This is a genomic window from Psychrobacter phenylpyruvicus DSM 7000 = NBRC 102152, from assembly GCF_000685805.1.
Classification (GTDB): domain Bacteria; phylum Pseudomonadota; class Gammaproteobacteria; order Pseudomonadales; family Moraxellaceae; genus Psychrobacter; species Psychrobacter phenylpyruvicus.
Genome location: NZ_JMKP01000008.1, coordinates 22,895 through 47,086 on the forward strand (window position 1 = coordinate 22,895; position 24,192 = coordinate 47,086).

At 41.8% G+C, this 24,192-nt stretch carries 19 protein-coding genes; 9 read left to right on the forward strand and 10 right to left on the reverse strand.

The genetic code is table 11. The features are described 5' to 3' along the window. Positions 1 to 104 precede the first annotated feature (104 nt). Positions 105 to 3,254, forward strand: a complete 3,150-nt coding sequence (locus tag G561_RS0104750) for a nitrate reductase (protein WP_227674033.1) — start codon at positions 105 to 107, stop codon at positions 3,252 to 3,254. Between the two features lie 164 nt (positions 3,255 to 3,418). Further along, positions 3,419 to 4,351, forward strand: a complete 933-nt coding sequence (gene cobA, locus G561_RS0104755) for a uroporphyrinogen-III C-methyltransferase (protein WP_028858527.1) — start codon at positions 3,419 to 3,421, stop codon at positions 4,349 to 4,351. 124 nt (positions 4,352 to 4,475) lie between these two features. On the opposite strand, the gene G561_RS0104760 is transcribed toward cobA, so the two are convergent. From G561_RS0104760 to G561_RS13980, 4 genes are all read right to left on the reverse strand, one after another. Then, a complete protein-coding gene (locus G561_RS0104760; protein WP_028858528.1) occupies positions 4,476 to 4,862 on the reverse strand; it encodes a hypothetical protein in 387 nt (128 codons plus the stop codon). Positions 4,863 to 4,967: 105 nt separating this feature from the next. Further along, positions 4,968 to 6,380 (reverse strand): aspartate ammonia-lyase, encoded by a 1,413-nt coding sequence (locus G561_RS0104765; protein ID WP_028858529.1) that lies wholly within the window; start codon positions 6,378 to 6,380, stop codon positions 4,968 to 4,970. A 210-nt stretch (positions 6,381 to 6,590) separates the two neighbouring features. After that, positions 6,591 to 6,950 (reverse strand): AzlD domain-containing protein, encoded by a 360-nt coding sequence (locus G561_RS0104770; protein WP_028858530.1) that lies wholly within the window; start codon positions 6,948 to 6,950, stop codon positions 6,591 to 6,593. After that, a complete protein-coding gene (locus tag G561_RS13980; protein ID WP_037031713.1) occupies positions 6,940 to 7,584 on the reverse strand; it encodes an AzlC family ABC transporter permease in 645 nt (214 codons plus the stop codon). The genes G561_RS0104770 and G561_RS13980 overlap by 11 nt, the downstream gene beginning before the upstream one ends. Before the next feature lie 392 nt (positions 7,585 to 7,976). Here G561_RS13980 and G561_RS0104780 point away from each other — a divergent pair, with 392 nt between their 5' ends. Further along, complete coding sequence (locus G561_RS0104780) at positions 7,977 to 9,428, forward strand: SLC13 family permease (RefSeq protein ID WP_028858531.1); 1,452 nt, start codon at positions 7,977 to 7,979, stop codon at positions 9,426 to 9,428. 136 nt (positions 9,429 to 9,564) lie between these two features. Here the strand turns inward: G561_RS0104780 and G561_RS0104785 are convergent, their stop codons facing one another. Together G561_RS0104785 and G561_RS0104790 are read right to left on the reverse strand one after the other, a co-directional pair. After that, positions 9,565 to 10,035 carry a Dps family protein gene (locus G561_RS0104785; protein ID WP_028858532.1) on the reverse strand — a complete coding sequence of 157 codons (471 nt, stop codon included), beginning with the start codon at positions 10,033 to 10,035 and terminating at the stop codon, positions 9,565 to 9,567. 373 nt (positions 10,036 to 10,408) lie between these two features. After that, positions 10,409 to 11,062 (reverse strand): YcxB family protein, encoded by a 654-nt coding sequence (locus tag G561_RS0104790; protein WP_028858533.1) that lies wholly within the window; start codon positions 11,060 to 11,062, stop codon positions 10,409 to 10,411. A gap of 612 nt (positions 11,063 to 11,674) precedes the next feature. Between G561_RS0104790 and serS the strand changes: the two genes are divergently transcribed. From serS to G561_RS15710, 3 genes are all read left to right on the forward strand, one after another. After that, positions 11,675 to 12,961: a serine--tRNA ligase gene (serS, locus tag G561_RS0104795; RefSeq protein ID WP_028858534.1), complete on the forward strand. Its 1,287-nt coding sequence runs from the start codon at positions 11,675 to 11,677 to the stop codon at positions 12,959 to 12,961. 128 nt (positions 12,962 to 13,089) lie between these two features. Beyond that, entirely contained in the window at positions 13,090 to 15,087 is a 1,998-nt protein-coding gene (tkt, locus tag G561_RS0104800; RefSeq protein WP_028858535.1) for a transketolase, read from the forward strand. Positions 15,088 to 15,425: 338 nt separating this feature from the next. Beyond that, positions 15,426 to 15,650 (forward strand): DUF2798 domain-containing protein, encoded by a 225-nt coding sequence (locus tag G561_RS15710; RefSeq protein WP_081794373.1) that lies wholly within the window; start codon positions 15,426 to 15,428, stop codon positions 15,648 to 15,650. 31 nt (positions 15,651 to 15,681) lie between these two features. On the opposite strand, the gene creC is transcribed toward G561_RS15710, so the two are convergent. From creC to G561_RS0104825, 4 genes are all read right to left on the reverse strand, one after another. Further along, positions 15,682 to 17,580: a two-component system sensor histidine kinase CreC gene (creC, locus tag G561_RS0104810; protein ID WP_028858537.1), complete on the reverse strand. Its 1,899-nt coding sequence runs from the start codon at positions 17,578 to 17,580 to the stop codon at positions 15,682 to 15,684. Further along, positions 17,577 to 18,380, reverse strand: coding sequence for a response regulator transcription factor (locus G561_RS0104815; protein ID WP_051584373.1), 804 nt, complete (start codon positions 18,378 to 18,380; stop codon positions 17,577 to 17,579). Before G561_RS0104815 ends, creC begins: the two co-directional genes overlap by 4 nt. 307 nt (positions 18,381 to 18,687) lie before the next feature. Beyond that, positions 18,688 to 19,491: a sulfite exporter TauE/SafE family protein gene (locus G561_RS0104820; RefSeq protein WP_167667697.1), complete on the reverse strand. Its 804-nt coding sequence runs from the start codon at positions 19,489 to 19,491 to the stop codon at positions 18,688 to 18,690. A gap of 172 nt (positions 19,492 to 19,663) precedes the next feature. After that, on the reverse strand, positions 19,664 to 21,064 hold the full coding sequence (locus G561_RS0104825; RefSeq protein WP_028858540.1) for a glycerophosphodiester phosphodiesterase family protein: 1,401 nt from the start codon (positions 21,062 to 21,064) through the stop codon (positions 19,664 to 19,666). A gap of 153 nt (positions 21,065 to 21,217) precedes the next feature. On the opposite strand from G561_RS0104825, the gene G561_RS0104830 reads away from it, so the two are divergent. From G561_RS0104830 to G561_RS0104840, 3 genes are all read left to right on the forward strand, one after another. Next, positions 21,218 to 21,886, forward strand: a complete 669-nt coding sequence (locus tag G561_RS0104830) for an alpha/beta hydrolase (protein WP_028858541.1) — start codon at positions 21,218 to 21,220, stop codon at positions 21,884 to 21,886. A gap of 116 nt (positions 21,887 to 22,002) precedes the next feature. Next, on the forward strand, positions 22,003 to 23,025 hold the full coding sequence (locus tag G561_RS13985; RefSeq protein ID WP_227674086.1) for an esterase/lipase family protein: 1,023 nt from the start codon (positions 22,003 to 22,005) through the stop codon (positions 23,023 to 23,025). 28 nt (positions 23,026 to 23,053) lie between these two features. After that, complete coding sequence (locus G561_RS0104840) at positions 23,054 to 24,163, forward strand: lipase secretion chaperone (protein ID WP_028858542.1); 1,110 nt, start codon at positions 23,054 to 23,056, stop codon at positions 24,161 to 24,163. Positions 24,164 to 24,192: the final 29 nt, after the last annotated feature.

Genomic DNA, 24,192 nt, shown 5'->3' on the forward strand with positions numbered 1-24,192 from the left:
AGATATCACTACCAAATAGCGAGAATATTATCAAAAACAGTCAAGCCAGCCAGTCTAAAGCCAAAGCAAATTTTAATAGCCTAGACAGCATAGCTACTTTAACTTTGCCTAGCGATGCTTCCGTCTCTCACTCAGAGTTTGAGGCGATACGGACGGTACGCACCACCTGTCCTTATTGCGGTGTGGGCTGTGGGGTATTGGCGACTGTAGATAATACGACAGGACAGGTGAGTGTAAAAGGTGATCCAGAGCATCCTGCCAATTTTGGTAAGCTGTGCTCTAAAGGTAGTAATCTGGCTGAGACTTTAGGGACTGAGCGCCGGTTAACTCAGCCTTATTATCAAAACAAAAAAGCCACCATGTTATCTCTACCATTAGCTCGAGCAACTCAAGCGGCTCAAAACTCTCAATCAGTGCCGCTTAAGCCGTCGGCTAATAGTCTTAATCAGCAAGACTCAGATTGGGATACTGTTTTGGACGATGTGGCCAGTCGCTTAAGCGCTACTATTTCAGAACATGGGCCAGAAAGTGTGATGTTCTACGTGTCCGGCCAACTACTGACTGAAGATTATTACGTGGCCAATAAGCTGATGAAAGGCTTTATCGGCAGTAATAATATTGATTCAAATTCTCGCCTGTGTATGTCGTCTGCGGTTGCCGGTCATAAAAGAGCTTTTGGTGCTGATTTAGTACCTGGTAGTTATACCGATTTTGAAGCCTGTGACTTATTGGTGCTAGTCGGCTCTAGTATGGCGTGGTGTCATCCCATTTTGTTTGGTCGATTTTTGCAAGCCAAACAGGACAATCCTAATAAAAAATTAATCGTTATTGATCCGAGACAGACTGATTCCTGCGAGTTTGCCGATTTGCATTTACCCCTTGCGCCTGGTACCGATACCCACTTATATAATGGTTTGCTTAAATACTTAGAGGAGCATGGCTGCACCGATACTGAATATGCCTCCCAGTGTGATGGCGTAGAGTTGGTAGTGACTGCTGCTGATTCATGGGACATAGAGTCGGTTGCTAAAGCCACTCAGTTAGATGCTGAACAGATTGAACAGTTTTATCAATTGGTCGCTGCCAACGACAAGACGGTAACGGCGTTTAGTATGGGGGTTAATCAGTCTAGTAGTGGCACTGATAAAGTGAATGCTATTATCAATAGCCATCTGCTGACAGGCCGCGTTGGTAAAAAAGGCGCAGGTCCTTTTTCATTAACGGGTCAACCCAATGCTATGGGCGGGCGTGAAGTAGGGGCATTGGCAAATCTACTGGCTGGCCATTTACAGTTAGATATTAAAGAGCATCGTCAGTCAGTGGGTGAGTTTTGGCAATCACCACAACCTATAGCGCCTAAGGTAGGGGTTAAGGCTTGCGATGTGGCAGATGCCATCCTTGATGGAAAAGTAAAAGCAATTTGGATTGTGGCTACCAATCCTGTGGTGAGCCTACCTGAAGCAGATAAGTTTCGCCAAGCCTTAGCAGCCTGTGATTTGGTAATCGTCTCTGAATGCTCTAAAGATAGTGATACCTTACGCTGTGCTGATATTGTCTTACCAGCGCAATCTTGGAGTGAGAAGTCAGGCACAGTAACCAATTCTGAACGTCGAATATCTCGTCAGCGTAGTCTTGTAACAGGCGTAGGCGACTCAAAGCCAGATTGGTGGATTTTCTCACAAGTGGCAAAACGTATGGGATTTAAAGGGTTTGATTATACTGAACCTAGTGAAATTTTCTTAGAGCATGCCGCATTAACCAGTCATGAAAACAGCAAATATCCAAGACAGTTAGACTTAATGGCTGAACTGAAAAAACACAATCAACCTTACGACTCTATGAGCCCTCTACAATGGGGTGGCCAACATATTAATGTCATTGCCCCAGATTTTAAGCATGCTAAGCCTAAGCTAGTTGCCATTACCCCGCCACAGCAAGCTGGTGATGTGAATAGATTTAGCCCTATCAATAATAATAAAACAAAGTCTAAGGCTGAAAAACAAACTAAACAAACTAAACAAAATAACCTAGACCTAGGTTTAACCCAGAATGTTGATGACGGTTTAAAGCTACGCTTAATTACCGGTAGACTGCGTGACCAATGGCATACCATGACCCGGACTGCTTTAGCACCAAAGTTGAATCAACAACAGAGCGTACCGACATTGAGCTTACATCCTCAGGATGCAAAGGTATTAGGGGTTGATAATAATGATTTTGTTTCGATTAAAGCAGACACCACTCAAGCAACAGAGTGCTCAACGGTAGTGGCTCAAGTGGAGGTTAGCGAAGACATGCGTCTAGGCGATAGCTTTATGCCGATGCACTGGAGTGATGCCTTTGCCAGCTTGGCCCGAGTGGGGACGCTTATTCCCACTAAAGTTGACCCTATATCGGCACAACCTGAATTAAAAAATTCGGCCATAGTAGTTCAGGCATTGCCTATAAAATCAGTTGGCCGTATTTTGGTGCATCCTGACTGGCTAGATGCTGCCTTGGTGCAGTTGCGTCAACTCACAGAATTGACCTCTGATCAATTACAGGCAGAAGTATCAGTGCCTAATTTAATATGGAGTATCAGTCGCCAGCAAGACAGTATCTTGATTAATTTAGCCACTGGCACTGAGCAGATGAGCGACGCTTGGTTGACTGCCGAATTCTGGCAGCAGTTTGTCGCTTCGGTTGTGAACACACCTCAGCGCTCTAATACAGAAAACTTATATAGCTCAGATAAATTGGATAACCTAGATAACCCGGCTAGCCCAGATAATCCTCATAGCTCTGATAGATTAAATAGTGAATTGGCTGAACTAGACACCAGCATTATGATTTATGAAGCCGCTCAGCAATTGCGCTATGTCGTTCGTCAACCTGTCACCATAGAATTGGCATCGTCTTCTCCTCAACTTGAAGAGCAGCTAATGCTGGCGGTGTATATTGCACCGCAATCGGAGCAGTTGCCTAGTATACATTGGCTGAATAGCTGCTTTGCTGATTTAAGTGACGTACCTTCTGTGAAGTGGCTATTGGCCGGTAAACCCGCTAATGGCTATGTTGATCCAGGCCCGTTAGTTTGTGCTTGCATGGGTGTGGGTGAAAATACCATTATTAATGCCATTATCTCTGACGGATGTGACGATGCCATTAGCGTTGGTAAATTATGTCAGGCAGGCACCAACTGTGGCTCTTGTGTGGGTCAAATTAATGAGCTTATTAAGAAATGTCGTTCCGATAAAACAGTAGAGGTGGCTTAAATGGTAGGCATTGCTTAGCTCGAACTTAAGATAAAGATTAAGATAAAGAGTAACGCTGGCATGTCATTTGCAACGTATTGGTTATCAGCACGGTTTAGAACTGAGTGAAACAACAGTTAAATCAGCCGGTTGCTAAAATACATGATGCCAGGAGCACACCAAGCATGACCCATTTTGATATTCCGACCCTAAATTCTGCACAGGTAATAAAGGGTCGCTCAAAGCTACCTTTAACCCCTTATGACTATGGCCATAAATTACCCATAATTAAAGCGGAAGATGAGGTAAAACAAGCCAAAAAAGGGGTGGTGTATCTGGTGGGCGCTGGGTCTGGTGATCCTGAGCTGCTTACTCTAAAAGCTTATCGGATAATGCAACAGGCGGATGTTGTGCTTTATGACAGCTTGGTTTCCGAAGATATCCTAGATATGTGCTCGCAACAAGCAACCAAAATTTTCGTCGGCAAACGCTGTGATAACCATGCGCTACCACAAGAGCAGATTAACCAACTGTTGGTGACCCATGCTCAAGCCGGCAAATGCGTGGTGCGTCTAAAAGGCGGAGACCCTTTTATTTTTGGTAGAGGTGGGGAAGAATTACAAACTGTCGTAGAAAACGGTGTATATTTTGAGTCTATTCCAGGCATCACTGCAGCCAGCGCTGCGGCCAGTAGTAGCTCAATTCCATTAACACATCGTCACTGTGCTCAATCGGTCAAGTTCGTAACTGCCATTAAAAAGACCAATTGTCCCACTGAGGACTTCAGTGAAATGTTGGACCCGACGCAAACCGTAGTGTTGTATATGGGATTGAATCGCTTAGCGGGGTTAACTGAGGGGTTAATACGAGCGGGCCGAGCGGGGGATACTCCTTTTGCGGTGGTAAGCCATGCCAGTCTGCCGACACAACAGGTTTTAATGGGCACGCTTGCTGACATTGCAGCTAAGCAATTAATGGCAAAGTTACCGACACCCGCTTTATTAATTATGGGCGATGTGGTTAATTTGCATCAGCAGCTCTCTGATTATAATTTAGCCAATGAAGAGGTTCAGCATAGATTTATGCTACAGCAAAAACAGGCAGAGTTAATTGCTTAACGGTGGCTTAGTGATTGCTTGTTTTACAAGCTGTTTAATGAGCTACGTAATGATGATTAAAAGATTATAGGTATAAAAAAAGAGGGGCCATTTAACTGGCGCCCTCTTTTTTTTATTTTTTAGACTACTTAGTAAAGCTGGCATAACAAGTCTGAAGTGATTTGGCAACCACTTTAGTTACCAGCTGTGCACGGTACTGAGGGTCTATGGCAGCATTGGTGATATCGACAACCGTTACTTGCTGAGGAGCTTGTTCGCTAACACAGCCACAAATCTTAGTCTTGACCGCTTCTTCTTGCTCAGAGTTCATTGCCACACGAGCAATACGCCAAGCATTTTGTTTTTCAAGTTCGCTACGGCACTGAGCATCTACTGCTGTTTTGAAAATGTTCATGCCCATATTGGTGGCAGTACCTACAGCATTGCCTGCATCGGTACCGGTTCCTGTAGTAGCACAACCTGATAGGGCAAGCGAGGTCATCAGAGCTGAAACAGCTAATAGTTTTTTCATGGATTGATCCTTGAATGGGAAAAATGGGCTACTTAAAAAATAGAGGTTTAGTAACTTATAGTTTATCTGAACTGTATTTGTTAAGTCGCCTCTTTTTTATACCTTTTAAGCCTTACGCTTAAAAAGAGGATAAACCATATTCTCAGGAGAGATGATTTGATCTAGCGTTTCTTGATCCAATAGCTTCTCCTCTAAAACGATATTATAGATACTACCCCCACTTTCTTGGGCTTTTTTGGCAATACGGGTAGAGACTTCATAGCCAAGATGTGGGTTCAAGGCAGTTACCAGACCAATGTTGCTTAACACTTGCTCGCGGCAATAGTCTTCATTCATCTCGATACCGTCGATACAACGTGTGGCAAAGGTTTCACAGATATTGCTTAACATTACAAGGCCCGTGAAGAGGTTGAATGCCATCACCGGCTCAAACACGTTTAACTGTAACTGACCTGCTTCAGAGGCCATAGCGATGGTATGGTCAATACCCATAATGTGGAAACAAGCTTGGTTCACCACTTCTGGGATAACGGGGTTTACTTTACCTGGCATAATAGAGCTGCCTGGTTGCATTTGTGGAATGCGATATTGACCTAAACCTGCACGAGGACCTGAAGATTGTAAACGGATATCGTTGGCAATTTTTGATAAACGAGTGGCCAATAGGCGCAAGTTACCTGATAAAGCAACATAGACACTGGTGTCCTGAGTGGCTTGAATTAGGTCATCAGAGGTGTAATAAGGCTTACCAGTTAGCTCTCGTAACACTTCGGCACAAGTTTCAGGATAGCTGCTTGGGGCATTGATACCGGTACCAATGGCTGTGGCACCCATATTAATTTCATAAAGAAGTTCACGTACCTGTTCAATGCGCTTTTTCTCCGCCTTGATCATGGTAGCAAAAGCGTTGAACTCTTGTCCTGCCGTCATAGGCACCGCATCTTGTAGGTGAGTACGGCCCATTTTTAATCGATCGCCTAGCTCTTCTTTTTTATTTAAGAAACTATCAATTAATACGTCCATTTTGCTAAGTAGACGCTCGCAGTAGAAGTCTAAAGCCAGTTTTAGCGCTGTAGGATAAGAGTCGTTGGTTGATTGAGATAAATTGACATGGTTGTTAGGGTGTAAATACTGATACTCACCTTTTTCATGACCCATAATTTCTAAGGCACGGTTAGCGATAACTTCGTTGACGTTCATGTTGGTAGAAGTACCGGCACCACCTTGAAACATATCGATAATAAACTGATCGTGTAACTTGTCGGCAATTAAGTCATCACAAGCTGCCACAATAGCGTCTTTTCTTTTTTCTTCTAGGACACCAACTTTATGGTTAGCAATGGCTGCAGCTTTTTTAACAGTAGCAAATGCTCGAATGAATGGAGAGAATTGATGGAGGCGTACTTTACTTATATTGAAGTTCTCATAGGCGCGCAGGGTTTGAATACCATAATATGCTTCAGAAGGGATATCACGATCACCAAGTAAATCATGCTCATTTCTAGTGGATGAATTCATACTTGTTTTATTCCTATTATCAAGGTTATGGGTTTTAAGCCTAATACAATAGCATAGATATCGTAAAAATTAAGTCGATTGAATACTTTTGATAGCTTGCACAAATAAAGGTTATAAGTTACTAGAAACTATAGTAATTTTATAACCTTTTTTAGGTTGATACGGAGGAAAAAATTTAACAGGTCAACCTAGCCTGTAAGTTTAAGAAAGTTAACCTAAGAAGTTGTTGAGTAGCCATAAGAAGCCATTTAAGGAAGCAATCCCGGCAATCATACTGACCAGCAGTTGGCGGCTAAAATGATAAGCAAGGAAGGTCACTAATAATGCTCCAATCTGTGCTAGTAATAAATGCAACTCACTACTGTGCAGACCGGTTGTGGTAGATAGGTCTTGATACGATAAACTGGTCAAAATGAGCAGCACCATTACTGATAAAGGCAGACTTTCATTGAGTCGGTGCAGCCATGGCGTATCTAGTAGCCTTCTTGGAATTAAAGCGGGGAGGGCGCGAGTAATAAAAGTGACGCCAGCCATAGCGAATGTTGCGAGGATAAGATAACTACTGGTCACTATTCACTCCTTTCATATCGCGTTGTATCCAATAGCCACGGGCTAAAATAAGGAGCATACAAATACTAATTGCCATTAATAATACCCAGTTGCTGGTAAATAAAGAGGCAATAATCAAAGACACAATGGCAATGCCAATAGGAAAATACCGCTTAACGCTTTGAAATTGCTCGTAAGCCAAGATAGCAAATAGGCACACCAAAGCAAAATCTAAATGCGGTATTAATTCATTCAGAGTGCCTCCTATTAGTACACCTATAGCACCTGCTATTACCCACCACATTTGATTAAAGAAGCTTATGGGTAATATTAAAGCCTTTCTTGACTCAGCAGGCAAGCTGGTCATTACTGAGAAGGTCTCGTCAGTCAGCGCAAATAAACAGTAGGTTTTGGCTAACTTGTTATCAGGTAAAGACTGTAGTAACGGCATACCATAAAAAATGTGACGTAAATTGATAGCGGCGATATTGGTGGCTATAGTACCAATCGGTAAGCCCGCGCTGAGCATGGGAATGCAAGCATATTGGGCAGCCCCAGCATATAGCACAATGCTTAGCATAACCGTCGCCCACACTGGAATTCCTGCTACTTGGGCCAGAACACCAAAAGCTATACCTGCAGGAAGATAGCCCATTGCTACCGGAAGGCTTTTTTTGAATCCTTCTGCCCAGTCAGTATGATTGCCCTGTGTTACAGGGGTATCTTTTAATTGAGTAGTCACATGATTTCCTGATTTTTTAGTTCATCACTTAGCAGTGTTATAAGGTGCTTGTACAATTTCGATGAAGGCAAAGAGAACCATAAGAAGGTTAGTATAAGCCAAATTAACAGCTTTTGACTTTTAGAGCCTCATATTAATGAGTTATAAATTTTTATACAATACCTTAATAAATTAACTTTTTAGAAGTGTTTAGTGACTTTTTAATATAACAAATTTACAATGAGTTGGTATTATAGGAAATATCCCGTTAACTTTTACGGTGTTTTTCACAGTGACAGTGAGTCGTTTTTTAATAAGGGTGTTGTATGTCAGAATACAATCAGACGCCACCTACGGGTGCAAATAAAAATTTAGACAGCCATCTTCCTCATGATGGTAATGAGTACTTATTCACCGATACTTTTCCTAAAGGCACAGGGAAAGGGCTAATTATTACTGCTATTGCAGCCATAATCAGCTTAATTATTTTTAATGTTTTACCGTTTGAGACCAACGTTAATAAAGGCCTATCAATGTTAGTATTTATTGGTACGCTATGGTTAACTGAAGCATTGCATGTAACGATTACTGCAATATTGGTGATGATTATAGGGGTGGCGATTGGTATTCCTGAGTTTGATACTAAGTCAGCCTTATCGAGCTTTGCTAACCCAACTATTTACCTGTTCTTTGGCGGCTTTGCGTTAGCGGCCGCTCTGCATGTGCAGCAACTTGATAAAAAAATTGCGTTAAAGCTTATCTCATTATCAGGGGGTAAACTTGGTAACGCAGTAGTCTTGATATTCTTTGCTACAGCCATGCTTTCAATGTGGATCTCAAATACCGCGACAGCAGCAATGATGTTACCCTTGGCAATTGGTATGTTGTCACAAGTTGATCGTCAAAAGGATCGTGGTACCTTTGTGTTTGTACTATTAGGTATCGCCTATTCTGCGAGTTTGGGCGGGCTAGGAACTATCGTCGGTTCTCCCCCAAATGCTATTGCTGCTAAAGCTTTAGATATCTCATTTGTGGATTGGATGAAGTTTGGTCTACCGCTAACTTTTGTGTTGACGCCACTGTTATTAGGTGCGATGTATCTGGTGTTAAAACCAAACCTGAATGTGCGTATTAGTAGTATTGATCAGCCTGAGATTCCTTGGACCACACCAAGAATAATTACCATCATCGTATTCATACTAACAGCTTTATCGTGGATATTTGGTAATAAACTAGGTGAGATACTAGAAATTAGTGATATTGATTCCATTATTGCACTATGTGCTGCGGTTGCCGTTGTAAGCTTAGGCTTAGTGTCATGGAAACAAGTTTCAGACAACACCGACTGGGGCGTGCTCATGTTATTCGGGGGTGGTATCGCTCTGTCTAATGTGCTTAAGTCTTCAGGTGCCTCATTAGTTATGGGTGAAACTGTCGCCAACGCATTGATGACAACCCCTTTGTTCTTAGTCATGTTAGCGGTTGCTGCCTTTATTATCTTCTTAACAGAGTTTGCGTCAAATACAGCTTCAGCAGCGTTATTAGTGCCTGTTTTCGTGGCAATTGCAGAGCAAATGGGTCTACCTACTGAAGTATTAGTAATGATTATCGGTATCGGTGCTTCTTGTGCCTTCATGTTGCCTGTGGCCACACCGCCAAACGCTATCGTCTTTGGTACGGGTCTGATTAAACAGTCTGAGATGGTGCGAGTAGGTATGGTGTTGAATATCGTGTCGTCATTAGTGGTCGCTTGCTGGGCTTATTTTTTCCTGCTATAAGCTCTAAAAGTATCTACACAAGAGTGACACAAAAAAATCCCCCGCAACTATACGGGGGATTTTTTATGGCTAAGTTAAATGGATGATTTTATATACAAGTTGTCTAATAAGTTATCTAAACAAGGTGTCTAAACAATTAGCCTAGGAAAGCGTTATACATCCAAATTAGTTTTTCTTGTTCTTGGACATAATCATCCACTAGGTCAGCAGTACCTTGGTCTTCTGCTTCCTCTGCCACAGCAGAAACTTTACGTTGCTCTTCAATAAGTGTTTGTAAGCCAGAAACCACGCCGCGTACACAGTCTGTACCTGCAAACACATTTTTATCTTCTTTTAAGCTGCTGTGCTGAGCAAAGTCACTATAAGCATGTAATGGAGTACCGCCTAGGGTTAGAACACGCTCTGCAATTTCATCGATTTGCACTTGAAGATTGGTGTATAGCTCTTCAAACTGCTGGTGTAGTGAGAAGAAGTGCTCACCTTTTACGTTCCAGTGATAGCCACGTACGTTAATATAAAAAATATGATAGCTTGAAAGCAGATCATTTAGTTTTTCGATTACTGCTGACATGTCTTTTTTTTCTAAACCGATTTGATTAGTTGTCATAATAATTATCCTTTTGTAGTTTATGTTTTTATTTGGGGAGTTATCGGGCTTCACCCCTTGCTTTTAGTAACTATTATAGTAGCAAATAAAGTGTGATTAGTTAAATATAAAGATTTAATATTTATGATAGGTTTTGTAAATTTATTAACTTTTACTTACAGTGGTGGCTAGATTTCTTTGCGAATAAACAGCTTTGTCGTTGAGTAAAATAAATAGCTTGGTCGTTGAGTGAGTAGGAGAAAGACTGCTTACAATTTAAGCCAAAAAAAATGACCCAAGCAGGGTCATTTTACTAGAAGAATATTTAATTGTTGTGACACAGCAGTAAAGCTTGTCACTAGCCAAATGCTATTGAACAAATATTTGTCGAATATTATTGGCTAATAGCTTGTGGCTGTAACCCTTTAATAGGGACCACTTCTTGTAAATGGGTGCGCACTGTGTCAATAGGGAACTTTTGCGCTTGTAGGCGTTTTGGGATAATTTGGCTACCTTGCTGACCTTGCATTTCAAACAGCATAAAAATATAGTCGTCCGTTTCTTCCCAGCTTTTTACTGCAGTCCAAGGAATAACCGCTTGCTGGGTGGCTGAGCCTCGCACTTGCATACCGCGCATGGCTTTGTTTTGCTGAATACCAGCGTTTGGTGAAGGCATTGCCATGATTAACCCATGTTTTTGTACCCCAAGCTTGAGCTGTTTCATCTCATCAGGCATTTCCTGCTCAGCCATCTGCTTTTCAAACTCTCTTTGTACATACCACTTCATGCCAATGGTACGCACCAACAAATACACCACCACCAAAATTAGCATCAAATAAAAGATAAAGGTTGAGTAGCCTTTGACATATATAAGCCCCGCGATAGACACTGCTACCACAATGGCCATAATGATCCATTCTTTCATCTTAATGTTTTTTAGGCCAAAAGAGGGATTGGTTTTTTCAAATAACTCAAATTGTGCTTGGTGAAACTCTTCTACAGTTAAATTAATATCAACGGGTTGAAGGGTGTAAGGGTAAAGAGCCATATAATTACTCGAATAGGAAGTTAATTGAACAAAAAGTAAAATTAAAATGACATGGTTTTGGTAAAAGTACGATGTCATTGAGATAATTGAGATAGTGTTGCTATCTTACCGAAAACTGGGGCTAATTGAAACTTCAAAACTCAATGTGGACTGTCGAATTTTAGGCTCTGCTTGATTATTTGCAAACGTAGGTTGGCGGGTTGAAACAAATTGACCCTAAAAAATAGTTATTTGAAGCAAATAGATTAGAAAATTGTATAATTTTATAAAGATTTTGGGAGTATATAGCTGTTTTGACGTGGTCAAAAATGCTTGGTCTTGGTATCATAGGTGACATTATTTAGGCATTCAGCTTTTGGGCTGTTTCATAGATAACCGCAATCTATATTTATGATAAAAACGGCAGTAAGTTACGCTTAACTTTGTGGCTAAGATTTGCTATTGATTACTAATTGAAATGAATGCCTATTTTCAAGAATACCTAGTCTGGTTATCGGCTAAATTGTTATTTATTTAAACCTATTATCTGTTCAAATTAAGTCTCTACTATTTCATATTTTAATATTCTAATTTTTAATACTCTAATACTAATACTCTAATAAAAGGTGTCGCATGATTGATCCTAAGTTATTACGCCAAGATTTGACCGAATTAAAGCAGAAGCTTGCCAAAAGAGGTTATGAGCTGGATGTGGATTTTTGGCAGCAAATGGAATCACAGCGTAAGTCACTTCAGGTATTAACCGAAGATTTACAGGCTAAGCGTAATGCCGGTGCCAAACAAGTCGGTGCTCTAAAGAAAAATGGCGAAGATGCTAGTGAATTACTGGCTGAGATGCAGTCGATAAGCGGTGATATCAAAAAGGCGGAAGAAGACTTAAAAGCACTACAAGATAAAATCAATGAAGCGGCATTACAAATTCCAAATATCCCAGCCGATGATGTTCCAGAAGGTGAGTCAGAAGAAGACAACCTTGAAGTACGTAAATGGGGCACACCACGTCAATTCGATTTTGAAATCAAAGATCATACTGATGTAGGTGAAGGCTTAGGTCAATTAGACTTTGCTGCTGCAGCCAAACTAACGGGTAGTCGCTTTAATGTATTAACAGGTCAGTTGGCTCAATTACATAGAGCTTTGATTCAATTCATGCTCAATACCCATACTGTAAAATATGGCTATACCGAGTGTTATGTGCCTTACATTGTTAACTCTGATAGCTTAAAGGGTACGGGTCAGCTGCCTAAATTTGAAGAAGATTTATTTAAATTAACCAACCACACTAATAATGAAGGTATGGGCTTTTATTTAATTCCAACCGCTGAGGTGCCCATGACTAACCTAGTTCGTGGTGAACGTTTGGAAGCCAGCCAACTACCCTTGAAATTGACTGCCCATACTCCCTGCTTTAGAAGTGAAGCAGGCTCACATGGCCGCGATACCCGCGGGCTGATTCGTCAACATCAGTTTGAAAAAGTAGAAATGGTAAACATTGCTACTGCTGATCAATCTGATGAGCTTTTAGAGCAAATGACTGCTCAAGCCGAATACATTTTACAGCAGTTAGAGCTGCCTTACCGTGTAGTTAAGCTGTGTACTGGTGATATGGGCTTTAGTGCGCTACGCACTTACGATATTGAAGTGTGGGTACCTAGCCAAGATACTTATCGTGAAATCTCAAGCTGCTCAAACTGTGGTGATTTCCAAGCACGTCGCATGGGCACTCGAGTCAAAGATGGTAAGAAGACAGAGCTTGTGCATACTTTAAATGGCTCAGGTTTGGCTGTGGGTCGTACCTTACTAGCCATCATGGAAAACCATCAAAATGCTGATGGTAGTATCACTATCCCTGAGGTATTACGTCCATTTATGGGCGGGGCAGAAACCATTACTGTCTAGTTAACCCTTAACCTTATCTTTTAATATTTTATCGAGGATAAGCTGTAAGTGACTTGCTTGTAGCTTATCTAGTTAACCTGGCAACAACTTATTTAGTTTTAACTGACTACCAAAACCTAGGATTTTTTATGTCAACACCTATATCTGAGCGCAAACTAGCTAACGCCATTCGTGTGCTTTCTTTTGATGCGGTACAAAAAGCCAACTCAGGGCACCCAGGCGCACCAATGGGTATGGCTGATATTGCCGAAGTATTGTGGCGTAAATTTTTAAAGCATAACCCCTCAAATCCAAACTGGCATAACCGTGACCGTTTTGTGTTATCTAACGGTCATGGCTCAATGCTGATTTACTCATTACTTCATCTAACTGGCTATGACGTTAGCATTGATGACTTAAAGAGCTTCCGTCAATTGCATTCAAAAACGCCTGGTCACCCAGAGCTTGGCTATACTCCAGGTGTTGAAACCACCACAGGTCCTTTGGGTCAGGGTATTGCAAACGCAGTAGGATTCGCTATTGCTGAGAAAACCTTAGCGGCGCAGTTTAACCGTGAAGGCCACAATATCATCGATCACCACACCTACGCTTTCTTAGGTGATGGCTGCTTGATGGAAGGTATCAGCCACGAAGTAGCTTCTTTAGCAGGCACTTTAGGTCTTGGTAAATTGGTATTCTTCTATGATGACAATGGTATCTCTATCGATGGTGATGTAGAAGGTTGGTTTACTGACGATACTGAAAAACGCTTTGAAAGCTATGGCTGGCAAGTACTTAAAGTAGATGGCCATGATGCCGATGCCATTACTCAAGCTACTGAAGAAGCCATTGCCGAAACCAGCAAGCCAAGTTTGATCATTTGTAAGACCATCATTGGTGTAGGTAGCCCGAACAAGCAAGGTAAAGCCTCAAGTCATGGTGCACCATTAGGTGATGATGAGATTGCTTTAACTCGTAATGAGTTGGCTTGGAAACATGCGCCATTTGAATTGGCAGATGAAATCTATGAAGCGTGGGATGCGAGAGCCAAAGGTGAGGCCTTAGAGAAAAACTGGCAAGCTGACTTTGAAGCTTACAAAAAAGCCTATCCAGAGCTTGCCGCAGAGCTATTACGTCGTTTAGAAGGTGAGCTACCAGCTGACTTTGAGCAGCAAGCACAAGCTTATATTCAGCAGTGCCAAGAGCAAGGGGAAGAGGTAGCCAGCCGTAAAGCCAGCTTTAATGCTATCAATACCTTCCAGCCTTTATTACCAGAGCTTATGGGCGGTTCAGCAGACTTAGCAGGCTCAAACCTAACGCTATTTAAAGACGCAAAAGGTATTGAGAAAGACGCTGATGGTAACTACATCTACTATGGTGTCCGTGAATTTGGTATGACGGCTATTGCCAATGGTATTGCTATCCACGGCGGCTTTATCCCTTACGTAGCTACATTCTTGATGTTTATGGAATATGCTCGTAATGCGGTACGTATGGGCGCGTTAATGAAACAGCGTGTTATCCATGTCTATACTCACGACTCTATTGGTCTGGGTGAAGATGGCCCTACGCACCAACCTGTTGAGCAGTTAACCAGCTTACGCACCACACCAAATCTGCACACATGGCGTCCTTGTGACACCACTGAGTCAGCGACAGCTTGGACTGAAGCTTTAAAAGCTAAGAACAACCCATCGGCTCTTATCTTTAGTCGTCAAAACTTACCGCACCAGCAGCGTGATAGCGAGCAAGTAGCTAATATCGCGAAAGGCGGTTATGTCTTAGCCAAAGAGAAGTCTGAGCTACAAGCGATCATCATTGCTACGGGTTCTGAAGTGGGCTTAGCTATGAATGCCTACAACACATTAAGCGAGCAGGGCGTGGGCGTTCGTGTGGTATCGATGCCATGTGCTGAAGTATTCACCGCTCAGGACAGCGACTACCGTGAGTCAGTATTGCCATCAAACATCCGTGCCCGTGTAGCGGTAGAAGCAGCTCACGTAGATTACTGGTACAAGTTCGTGGGTCTAGACGGTAAAGTTATTGGTATGACCACTTACGGTGAGTCTGCACCAGCAGCTGATCTGTTTAAAGAGTTTGGTATCACTGAAGAAGCCTTGATAGAAGCCGTAAATAGCTTGGTTTAATGCTTTAATAGTTCAATAACTTAATAGTTTAATAAGTTTATTGTCTAGATTTAATACTAAGTTATATTAAATACTAGATTCAAAAAAGAGCTGTCAGATATCTCTGGCAGCTTTTTTTTGGCTAATATTTAGGCTTATCAAATCCTAAGTGGCTGTAACCTAGGCTCTATAGGTAACTCAGAGAAATAGTGTTAAAAAACTCTTCACTTACTTAAAGTGAATTTCAGTTATTTGTATTATTAATTATAAAATAATATATATTTATATATAATAATAACAGAAAGTCAAAAATAGGACTTATTTAGCCAATAATAGTTAATAACAATAAGAGGTTAAACATGGGTTTTAAATTTCGCTTAGTTAATACGGCAATAATGGCTACACTATTGTCTGGCATAATGACAATGTTCATTACTTTTATCAATTTGGGCTGGTCAGATAGTTTTTTTAGTAATTTTTTTAATGCTTGGAAGATAGCTTTGCCAGCCGCTTTCATTATTGTATTAATCATTGGTCAACCGGTACAGAAGCTGACTCATAAGATTCTGGAGAAGACCCAATAATCTTTACTGTATGTGGTAAGGGTTTGACTGTCTAAGGATTAACTGACGTTACCGGTAAATAAAGGGTTAGCTCAACTGCAGTGCTTTCAATTTTACCAGAGGCAATTTCATCAGAAGCTATTTCACTGGACTCAGTTGGAAAGGATTGCAGATTGTGAATAGTAACCATGCCCCCATGACGCTCAATAACTTGCTTGACTAGGGTAAGCCCTAAGCCTGTGCCTTTTTTTGCTTGTGTTTGCGGTTGCGGATTATTGGCAGGTTGAATGGTATTGCCTTCTGCATTGATATTACCACTAGGCTGTCTATGGTATTGATGCGATAAACTAAAATAACGATCGAAGACTTTTTCTAAAGCATACTCAGGAATTAAGTCGCCATTATTGATGATAGATAGCTGAATATAGTTAATCTTATTAAAGCTTTGCAGGCCTAGATGGACAATAACTTTGCTTTTGGCAAAGTATAAGGCATTGTCTAATACGTTTTGCAGGGCTTGGGTAATCCAAAACTCATCGGCCAGTATAAACTTAGTCTCAGGGTCAGCAATTTGGCACTGATAGTCAATTTGAACATGTTGGTTTTGACGCTGCATCTCACTACCTGAGATTAACGTTTTTATCAAAGCATCTGGATTAATGGGCTGCATGGTAAGCTTAAACGTCGGCTGCTCAATTTTGGCCAGTAATAACAGCCTATCAATTAAAGACTGTAGTTTGATGCTTTGCTCAGTAATGGTTTGACTCAACATTAGCCGATCTTCACTGTCCAAGTCGGTCTCTTCAAGCAGCTCACCACTGGCTCTAATAGCGGTTAAGGGACTTTTTAACTCATGAGTAAGGGTGTGCACATAATCGGTGACGTAAGCCCGGTTTTCTAAACGGTGCTTCATGCTTTCAATAGTGTCACTTAGCTCATTAAGCTCTTTGCCTAAATAAAAATAAGGCTTTTTGGTATCTTGTGCTAAAGACTGAGTATATTTTGTCACTAATAAAGTGCTTTGACGCAGCCACCAGGCAATAAGCCCTGCCATAAATAAAGTTAGAATACTGATGATTAGTGAGGCAGTTAGCATGCGCTGACGGGTGGCATTAAGATACGGCAAGATAGTAGCCGTAGGCTTGCCGATACTAACCACTCCAATGATTTGTTGATTATCTGCTGAACTATAAATGGGCTGAGCTACGTACATGATGGAGGAGGTAGAGTCCTCTGGGTCAGTACGTGTGGTTCTGGCGCCATATTTACCTTGCAAGGTTAGATTGACATCGTTCCAGCTTGAATAGTCTTCACCTTCCGCATTTTTTTCTACAAATTCCTTGGTACTACTGCTGTCTTTGGGAAGTGAGTCATAGATAACCATTCCATGTTTATCGGTGATGTAAACCCGGAAGCTGCTGTGAGTCTTTTCGTGATACCACGAGTCAGTCGACAATGAGGAGTCTAACCAATCATTATCTTTAGGGTGCTGCGTATTAGATGGCTGCTCAGACTGTTGTTTAGATGGCTTCTGTTTAGATTGCTGCGCTGTATTATTAGGCGCTGCTTCATTACTAGCTGCGGTTTCAGGTGCTAAAAAAGCCTTATCCAACATAGCTTGATAGTGCTTGTCATAAATCTCTCCCGATTCAACGGCAGATTGTAGGCTGGCAGCTAATAGCTTTGAGGTGTCAACTAAGGTGTCTTCAATAACTTGCTGAGTGATAGGGCGTACATAGTTAAATAGCTGATTGAATACCACAATGCCTGAGATGATGACGATGACACCCACCGCAATCCAAATTCTAAAAAATAGACTTAGATTTAGGATTTTTTTGGGCTTGGTGTCTGGCACGATAGGCGGAACCTCTCTACCGATAGGGTGCAGCTTAGCGTACCAGTTATTGGAATTTACAGGCGGTTTTTGGTCGCTGTCTTTGGGGTCACTCATGAAGCACAAAGTCCATAGCCTAAGCCGCGATGGGTATGAATAATTTCTAAGTCTTGTTGGTCACTCACTTGAGCCAACTGCTTACGAATGGATTTGACGTGACTGTCAATGGTACGTGCCAAACGATGATCAGGATAGTCACTGATTGAATTTAACAGCTGTTCTCGGCTAAAAACGCGTTCAGGATTTGCCAGTAAGGCCAAAAGCAACTTGCGCTCAGTATTACTTAGCTCTAATTTATTATCATTCCAATATAAGGTGTAGGTCATAGGCTCATAACGCCAGGTTCCAGATTCAAGCTCGAAAAATTGCGGCTCTGTCATCTCATTAGAATCTAGTGTTTGGCTGTCTACACTAGATGCGGTTAATTGCTCTCGGCGCCAAATGGCCTTTAATCGAGCCACTAATTCGCGAGGACTGAAGGGTTTAGGACAGTAGTCATCACCGCCCATCTCTAAGCCCAAGATTCTATCCACTTCATCACTTCGGGCAGTCAAAAATACGATAGGCAGCTGTTTTAAAGAGCCAATACTATCGCTATGACGAATGTCTTGACATAGATTTAGGCCATCCCCATCGGGCAGACCTACATCCAGTACAATACCTGAAACCAATTGGTTTTGATCATTAAAACTCTTTAAAGTGGGGATAACACTACTGGCATTATCTAGCCAAGTCACTTGCCAGCCTTCACGTTTGAAGGTCACTCTAAGTGATGTGGCAATGGCCGGATCATCTTCAACAATTAAGATGTGAGGGACGGGTGAGTTGGAAGCTAATGCGTTTTGCGAGGCAGTCATGAGGGATACCAATTTATAGAACAAGCAGGATAGAACAAGCAAGATACAATAATGAAAATACACGGGTTGGTTGACAGCTAAAGGTAATTAACTAAATACAGTTAACTTAATACAAGCAGCCAAATACAGTTAATTAACTAAACGGCTGTCGTAAAGTAAATAATATGCTATCAAAATGCACTGCTAATGCTAGCACAGCTAGCCTAAAAAGAGATGTGTTTCAGATGGTCAGACTATGGAAAATTAATGAATGTAGGCAATAGGCTGTTGGATTTTATATTACAGGTTGTTAGGTTTTACATCAAAGTTAAAAAAACACAGTTATGTTGTCATAAATCATATAAGCGCCACTAACCACCATAAGTATCAATAACAACAGTCGAAATTGCTTTACCGTCATGCCTGCCAAAAACTGCTTGCCTATGTAGTTGCCGAGTATAGCTCCCAGTCCTAACACTAAGCCATAAACCCAAAGCTTAGCGGTCAATACTCCAAAAAAAGCGTAACTGCCAATCTGTGCGATACCGACAAAGAAGGAGTTAGCGGTTTTGGTAGCAATTAAGTCCTCTTTTGTTAGCCCAGAATTCATATAAAATGGGTTGAGTACGGGGCCTAACCCACCTACTAAAGTACTGACGAATGCAACAATAAATCCTAACGGTATAAACCCTGATTTGGGCATGTTAAAGGTTTTGTCTATTTTGCCAAATTTATATTGAAAAATCGTTGAAACCAAAAATACGCCGACCAATAGCTGTATCCACTGCGCATTAAGTTTACTAAATAGAAGCCCAGCTAGCCAAGTACCAATGACAGCGCTGGGAACATAGTATTTGATAAGGCCCCAATCGATGTCGTGCCAAAACATAATCATACGCGAGGGGCGAGAGATGAAAGTACCTAGATTAATGACGGGGGGAGTGGCAGGCGCGCCAATTAAAGCTGACGTAGCCGGAATTAAAATCAGCGCCCCACCACCTCCGGAAATTGTGGAGATAATGAAGGCTAAGGTACCTAGTATAAATAAGCAAGCAAGATGCCAAATGGGAATGGAATGAATCAGGGTTGTGAAATCAATGAACATCAGTATTTGGCCCTCTGTTAATGGCATAGTTGAGCTAAGTTTAACCTAAAAAGCTTTAGCCTAAAGTATTTTAGACTAAAGCTTTGATCAATACTTACAATAGGTAGCTTTGACTATAATAGAGCTTCGAGTATATGGCTATTATATTACCCAGCTTTTTATATTAAATAGCTTTTTATATTAAATAGTCTTTGGTTGTCTATAGGCCTTTACAGTTAGCATAATAAGTAACGGTGGCAGGCCAATCAGAGAAAATACCCATAACGCCTACCTCTTGTGCTAAGACGTCAATAAAGCTCATTAAGTCGCCATCATTATTTATAGCATCCTCTAGACCAGTGTAGTACCAGCCGCCACCATTTGCTAAAGGACCTGAGCGCTCGATAGACCAAGTAATTATTTTCAGGCCCGCCTTGTTTGCCTCTTTGGCGTATTCAGAAGGCATCATCTGGCCTTTACCATCACTAGTGACCAACAGCCATGTGGCCGGAGCAATGATATTGATACCCATGGCTTTTAACTGTTGCATTGAATGCTTCCAAGTTGTTGGGTCATTTTTATCAAAAGTCTTGCCTTGTGCTGTCTCATTGCTATCGTCTATTAAATACACTGCATTTTTTGCGAAGTCCGGATTGTTTTTTAGCCAATACTTAATGTCTTCAATATCAAATGACTGAGCAAAGACTTTGTCTGCTGGCACGCCCGCTTTTTTATAGGTATCGACAAGCTGTTTGCGATACTGATCTTGAGTGTAGTTGCCAAAAGGCATTTTTTCAGCAGGGGTTTTAAGCTCAGGGGTGTGTTTTAGGCCCAGACTCTCAGTTAATTTAATATGCTCATCCAAGCTCACTAGTTTGCCATTTTGGCTATATAAGTCAGTGCGCCAAGGGGCAGTCGCGTTCATATATTGCTCAAGGGTTTTGGCCTTGGTATCGGCCGCATCCATTTTTCCGCGTAGGGATTTGAACTCATTTAAAGTAATGTCTGAGGTGCGACACTCGATTTTGTCGGCATTGGTTAATTGACCTTTAGCGTCAAATTTTGGTGGGGTGCTGCATTTTTTTGCCAAAGGTGTTGCTAGAATATTGGTTGTGGTGTGTAAGTCGTTTTGGGCATGACGACAAACCAGCTGCTTATCTTTGGTAAACGCCACATCACACTCCAAGATGCCAGCCCCCATACGAGCAGCAGCCAGGTAACTATCATAGGTGTGCTCAGGGTACTGCAAAGGGGCGCCGCGGTGAGAGATTGAGAAATCAGACTTGGTAGCAGTTTGACCTTCACACGATTTTAACTGTGTTTTTAGGGGGCTATTGTCCATATCATCTATTAAGTATAGTGGACGGCTACCATAGCTATAGCCTACTATTGTCTTTGGCTTAGCTGAAGGATTGTTAGTTGACTGGGAGCTGCTTGAAGCCATAGAGTTCTGATTAGACTCGGCCAAAACATTACTACACCCTGATAATAATAGACTGGATAGGCCAAAACATAGACCCGTAGCTAGTATTATTTTGTTTTTAACAGCAGGTGCATTATAGTTATTGTTATTACAGCGGACATCCAAGTTATTAATAGCTTTATTGTTATAAAATGACATTCAAGCTTCCTTTTAAATGGGTGTGTTAATATTGGCAACTAAGAGATAACTTTAGCCTGTAAAGTAACTGAAATAATTGACAGTTTTATGAAATCTGTTTTTTCAATTGATTTTCAATAACAAGACATAGATAACAAACAGTAAAGGATAATTATGACGCAGTATTTAGAGTGTGTAACCGTAGAGCACAACCCTTCAAACAAAACCATTGATAAGTCAGTAATTTGGCTACATGGGTTAGGGGCTAATGGCCATGATTTTGAACCGGTAGTGCCTGAGCTAGGACTGAGCTCTGAGATGGCAGTGCGCTTTGTTTTTCCACATGCGCCGCAAATCCCAGTCACCATAAATGGCGGAATGGTAATGCCAGCTTGGTACGATATTTTGGAGATAAGCTTGAATCGTAAGGTAGATGTGGAGCAAATTCAGAAGTCTGCACAGGCCATTACAGATCTGATACAGCGTGAGATTGAACGCGGCGTTAATCCAGAAAATATCGTTATCGCTGGCTTCTCACAAGGCGGAGCAATAGCCTATCAAGTGGCGCTAACTTACCCGCAACGTCTGGCAGGCTTAATGGCTCTATCCACCTATTTGGCCATTGATGAGCCATCAACATATACCGCTATCAATAAAGATTTGCCAATCAGGATTGACCATGGCACCCAAGATCCTGTGGTGCCGGTAGCACTGGGTCAGATGGCAAATGAGAGTCTAACCAATCAAGGCTATCAAGTGGAGTTTAATACGTACCCTATGGCACACCAAGTTTGCCTACCGCAAATTAAGGCCATTGGGCAGTGGCTAACTAAGGTGCTGTAAATACTGTGGGCTTACTTAATTATCGATATACTACAGGCTATCGACATACTGCAGGCTATCATAGAGGACAGCACAGGCCAACTAAGCGTGTGGCCAATCTCTGGGTAGCTGCAAGCTTGGGCCTAGCAAGCTTTTTGGGCCTGATGCAGCCTGCTGTGGCCGCTGAGTATTACAATTGCTCCAACCCTAATGGCTGTCAGTTAATCTCTAGCGTTAAGCCAAAAGATGACTCGACTGCTACCCAGTATCCAGTAGTATTGGTTCACGGATTAGGTGGGTTTAATACTCTGTTTGGTATATTGAACTATTTTAATGGCATCCCCCAAGCTTTGATGCAAGGAGGCACTGAGGTCTATGTCACCAAAACTTCTGCCATCCATGATGCTGAATTTCGAGGTGAGCAGCTACTACAGCAAGTGCAAACCATAGCAGCAGTGACGGGTAAACAGAAAGTGAACCTGATTGGACACAGCTTGGGCGGGATAGACATTCGCTACGTCGCAGCGGTAGCGCCTGAGCATGTGGCTTCAGTCACTGCCGTGGCAAGCCCAGAGCAAGGCTCAAAAATGGCAGACTGGGTACTAAGGATAATTACTGAAAGCAGTGCAAGATCCGGCTATCCTGAGGGCGAGTATAATTTGTTAGGTAGGGCGCTTATTTCTTACCATAAGTTTTTTGGTAAGTTTATGGATGTGGGCTCTGGCATCAGTCTAAAGCAGCTACAGCAGCAAGATTCATTACGAGCAGTGACCGGTCTGACCAGCGACTATATGGCTGAGTATTATAACCCGAAGTACCCGGCAGCTATGCCCAGTGAGTACTGTGGACAGCCACCGCAGGAATACGTGGTCAATGGCATTCCTTATTACTCATTTTCAGGAGTAGGTACCATTACCAATGGTTTAGACCCAAGTGATTATATCTTGGCATTAACGGGCCTTACTTTTGGTAAAGATGACCCTAACGATGGTTTGGTATCTGCTTGCTCCAGTCGGTTGGGTTATGTCATTCGTGATGATTATAAGATGAATCATTTAGACTCAGTCAATCAGTTTTTGGGACTGGTTGGCTGGGGAGAGGTGAATCCGGTATCGGTTTATCGCAGTCAAGTCAATCGTTTAAAAAATGAAGGTCTTTAGGTAGACAATCGAATGAGAGAGAGTAAAGATGACAAATAAGCCGAATCGTAAAGGGTTTTGGCTATTGCTGGCTGGGCTAATTATGTTGGCAGTATTGGCTCTGTTAGTGCTGATGGTGAAGCTTAATGCTAATAAACAGCTCACCAATACTAAGTCTGAAACCTCTGTCTCTGAGACTATAGAGACTCGTGAATTGATACAGGACTCTGAGTATTCAATACAAGACTTGCCTTATAGCCCTGATAAATTTATAACCGGGGTGGAGAATTTGCCTCGCTCATTACAAGGCACTGAGGTAGATGGCGAGATTATCATCAATGATAAAGCACAGTTGGTGGCTACTCGAGGGCTAAGGCGCTTGTATGATTACTTTCTTTCTGCCTTAGGAGAGGAGGATAGTGAGACCATTGATGCTCGGGTGGAAGCCTATATTTTAAATACTACGCCGCAGCCTGCCGCCAATGAAGCCATCAATCTGTATTATCAATACCAAACCTATCTAAAGCAAGTTAATGCCATTCAAATCCAGTTTAATAAGCCTACCAATTTCAATGAAGCGTTAAAAAAAGTGGAGCAAGGCGAGCTGAATATAGAGGACATAGAAAAGCAGCAACAACAAGTAAGAGCGCTTAGAAGTCAACTGTTCAATCCTAAGGTCGAAGCGGCTTTTTTTAGGACAGAGGATCAGTTGCAAGCTTACAACAAGCAGATGTTAAAAATAGCTCAAGATAAGTCATTATCTAATGCTGAAAAACAACAGGCCAAACAAAGATATCTGCAAAATTTACCGGATTCTTTGACCAAAAAGCAAGCTGAGCAACAGGCTAATTTGCAGCAGCTTATGAGCCGAACCGAACAGATGAAAAAAAGAGGCGCTGATGAGCAACAATTGCTTGAGATGCGTACCGAACTGGTAGGAATAGAGGCGGCACATAGACTGGCAGAATTAGATAAGCAGACTCAAGATTTTGACCGCCGTTTTGAAAGCTATCAACAACAAAAGCAACAGATCATAGCCTCTAATGCTTCACCTTCTAAGAAACAGCAACAGATAGTAGCTTTGGAGCAAAAGTTATTTAGTGACAATGAGCAAAAACGCTTGATAGGCTATGAGCAGTTTAAAAATCAGTCCCAATAAAGCGGTTAATCAAACTCAAGGTAAGCTGT

What these genes read in the sequence shown, in the direction of transcription:
- G561_RS0104815 (WP_051584373.1), bottom strand. Translation starts at nt 18,380, where the DNA reads ATGACTGCCTCGCAAAACGCATTAGCTTCCAACTCACCCGTCCCTCAC.
- G561_RS0104825 (WP_028858540.1), bottom strand. Translation starts at nt 21,064, where the DNA reads ATGTCATTTTATAACAATAAAGCTATTAATAACTTGGATGTCCGCTGT.
- creC (WP_028858537.1), bottom strand. Translation starts at nt 17,580, where the DNA reads ATGAGTGACCCCAAAGACAGCGACCAAAAACCGCCTGTAAATTCCAAT.
- G561_RS0104820 (WP_167667697.1), bottom strand. Translation starts at nt 19,491, where the DNA reads ATGCCATTAACAGAGGGCCAAATACTGATGTTCATTGATTTCACAACC.
- G561_RS0104830 (WP_028858541.1), top strand. Translation starts at nt 21,218, where the DNA reads ATGACGCAGTATTTAGAGTGTGTAACCGTAGAGCACAACCCTTCAAAC.
- G561_RS0104780 (WP_028858531.1), top strand. Translation starts at nt 7,977, where the DNA reads ATGTCAGAATACAATCAGACGCCACCTACGGGTGCAAATAAAAATTTA.
- G561_RS0104760 (WP_028858528.1), bottom strand. Translation starts at nt 4,862, where the DNA reads ATGAAAAAACTATTAGCTGTTTCAGCTCTGATGACCTCGCTTGCCCTA.
- cobA (WP_028858527.1), top strand. Translation starts at nt 3,419, where the DNA reads ATGACCCATTTTGATATTCCGACCCTAAATTCTGCACAGGTAATAAAG.
- G561_RS15710 (WP_081794373.1), top strand. Translation starts at nt 15,426, where the DNA reads ATGGGTTTTAAATTTCGCTTAGTTAATACGGCAATAATGGCTACACTA.
- G561_RS0104790 (WP_028858533.1), bottom strand. Translation starts at nt 11,062, where the DNA reads ATGGCTCTTTACCCTTACACCCTTCAACCCGTTGATATTAATTTAACT.
- G561_RS0104840 (WP_028858542.1), top strand. Translation starts at nt 23,054, where the DNA reads ATGACAAATAAGCCGAATCGTAAAGGGTTTTGGCTATTGCTGGCTGGG.
- G561_RS0104765 (WP_028858529.1), bottom strand. Translation starts at nt 6,380, where the DNA reads ATGAATTCATCCACTAGAAATGAGCATGATTTACTTGGTGATCGTGAT.
- G561_RS0104785 (WP_028858532.1), bottom strand. Translation starts at nt 10,035, where the DNA reads ATGACAACTAATCAAATCGGTTTAGAAAAAAAAGACATGTCAGCAGTA.
- tkt (WP_028858535.1), top strand. Translation starts at nt 13,090, where the DNA reads ATGTCAACACCTATATCTGAGCGCAAACTAGCTAACGCCATTCGTGTG.
- serS (WP_028858534.1), top strand. Translation starts at nt 11,675, where the DNA reads ATGATTGATCCTAAGTTATTACGCCAAGATTTGACCGAATTAAAGCAG.
- G561_RS13980 (WP_037031713.1), bottom strand. Translation starts at nt 7,584, where the DNA reads ATGGGCTATCTTCCTGCAGGTATAGCTTTTGGTGTTCTGGCCCAAGTA.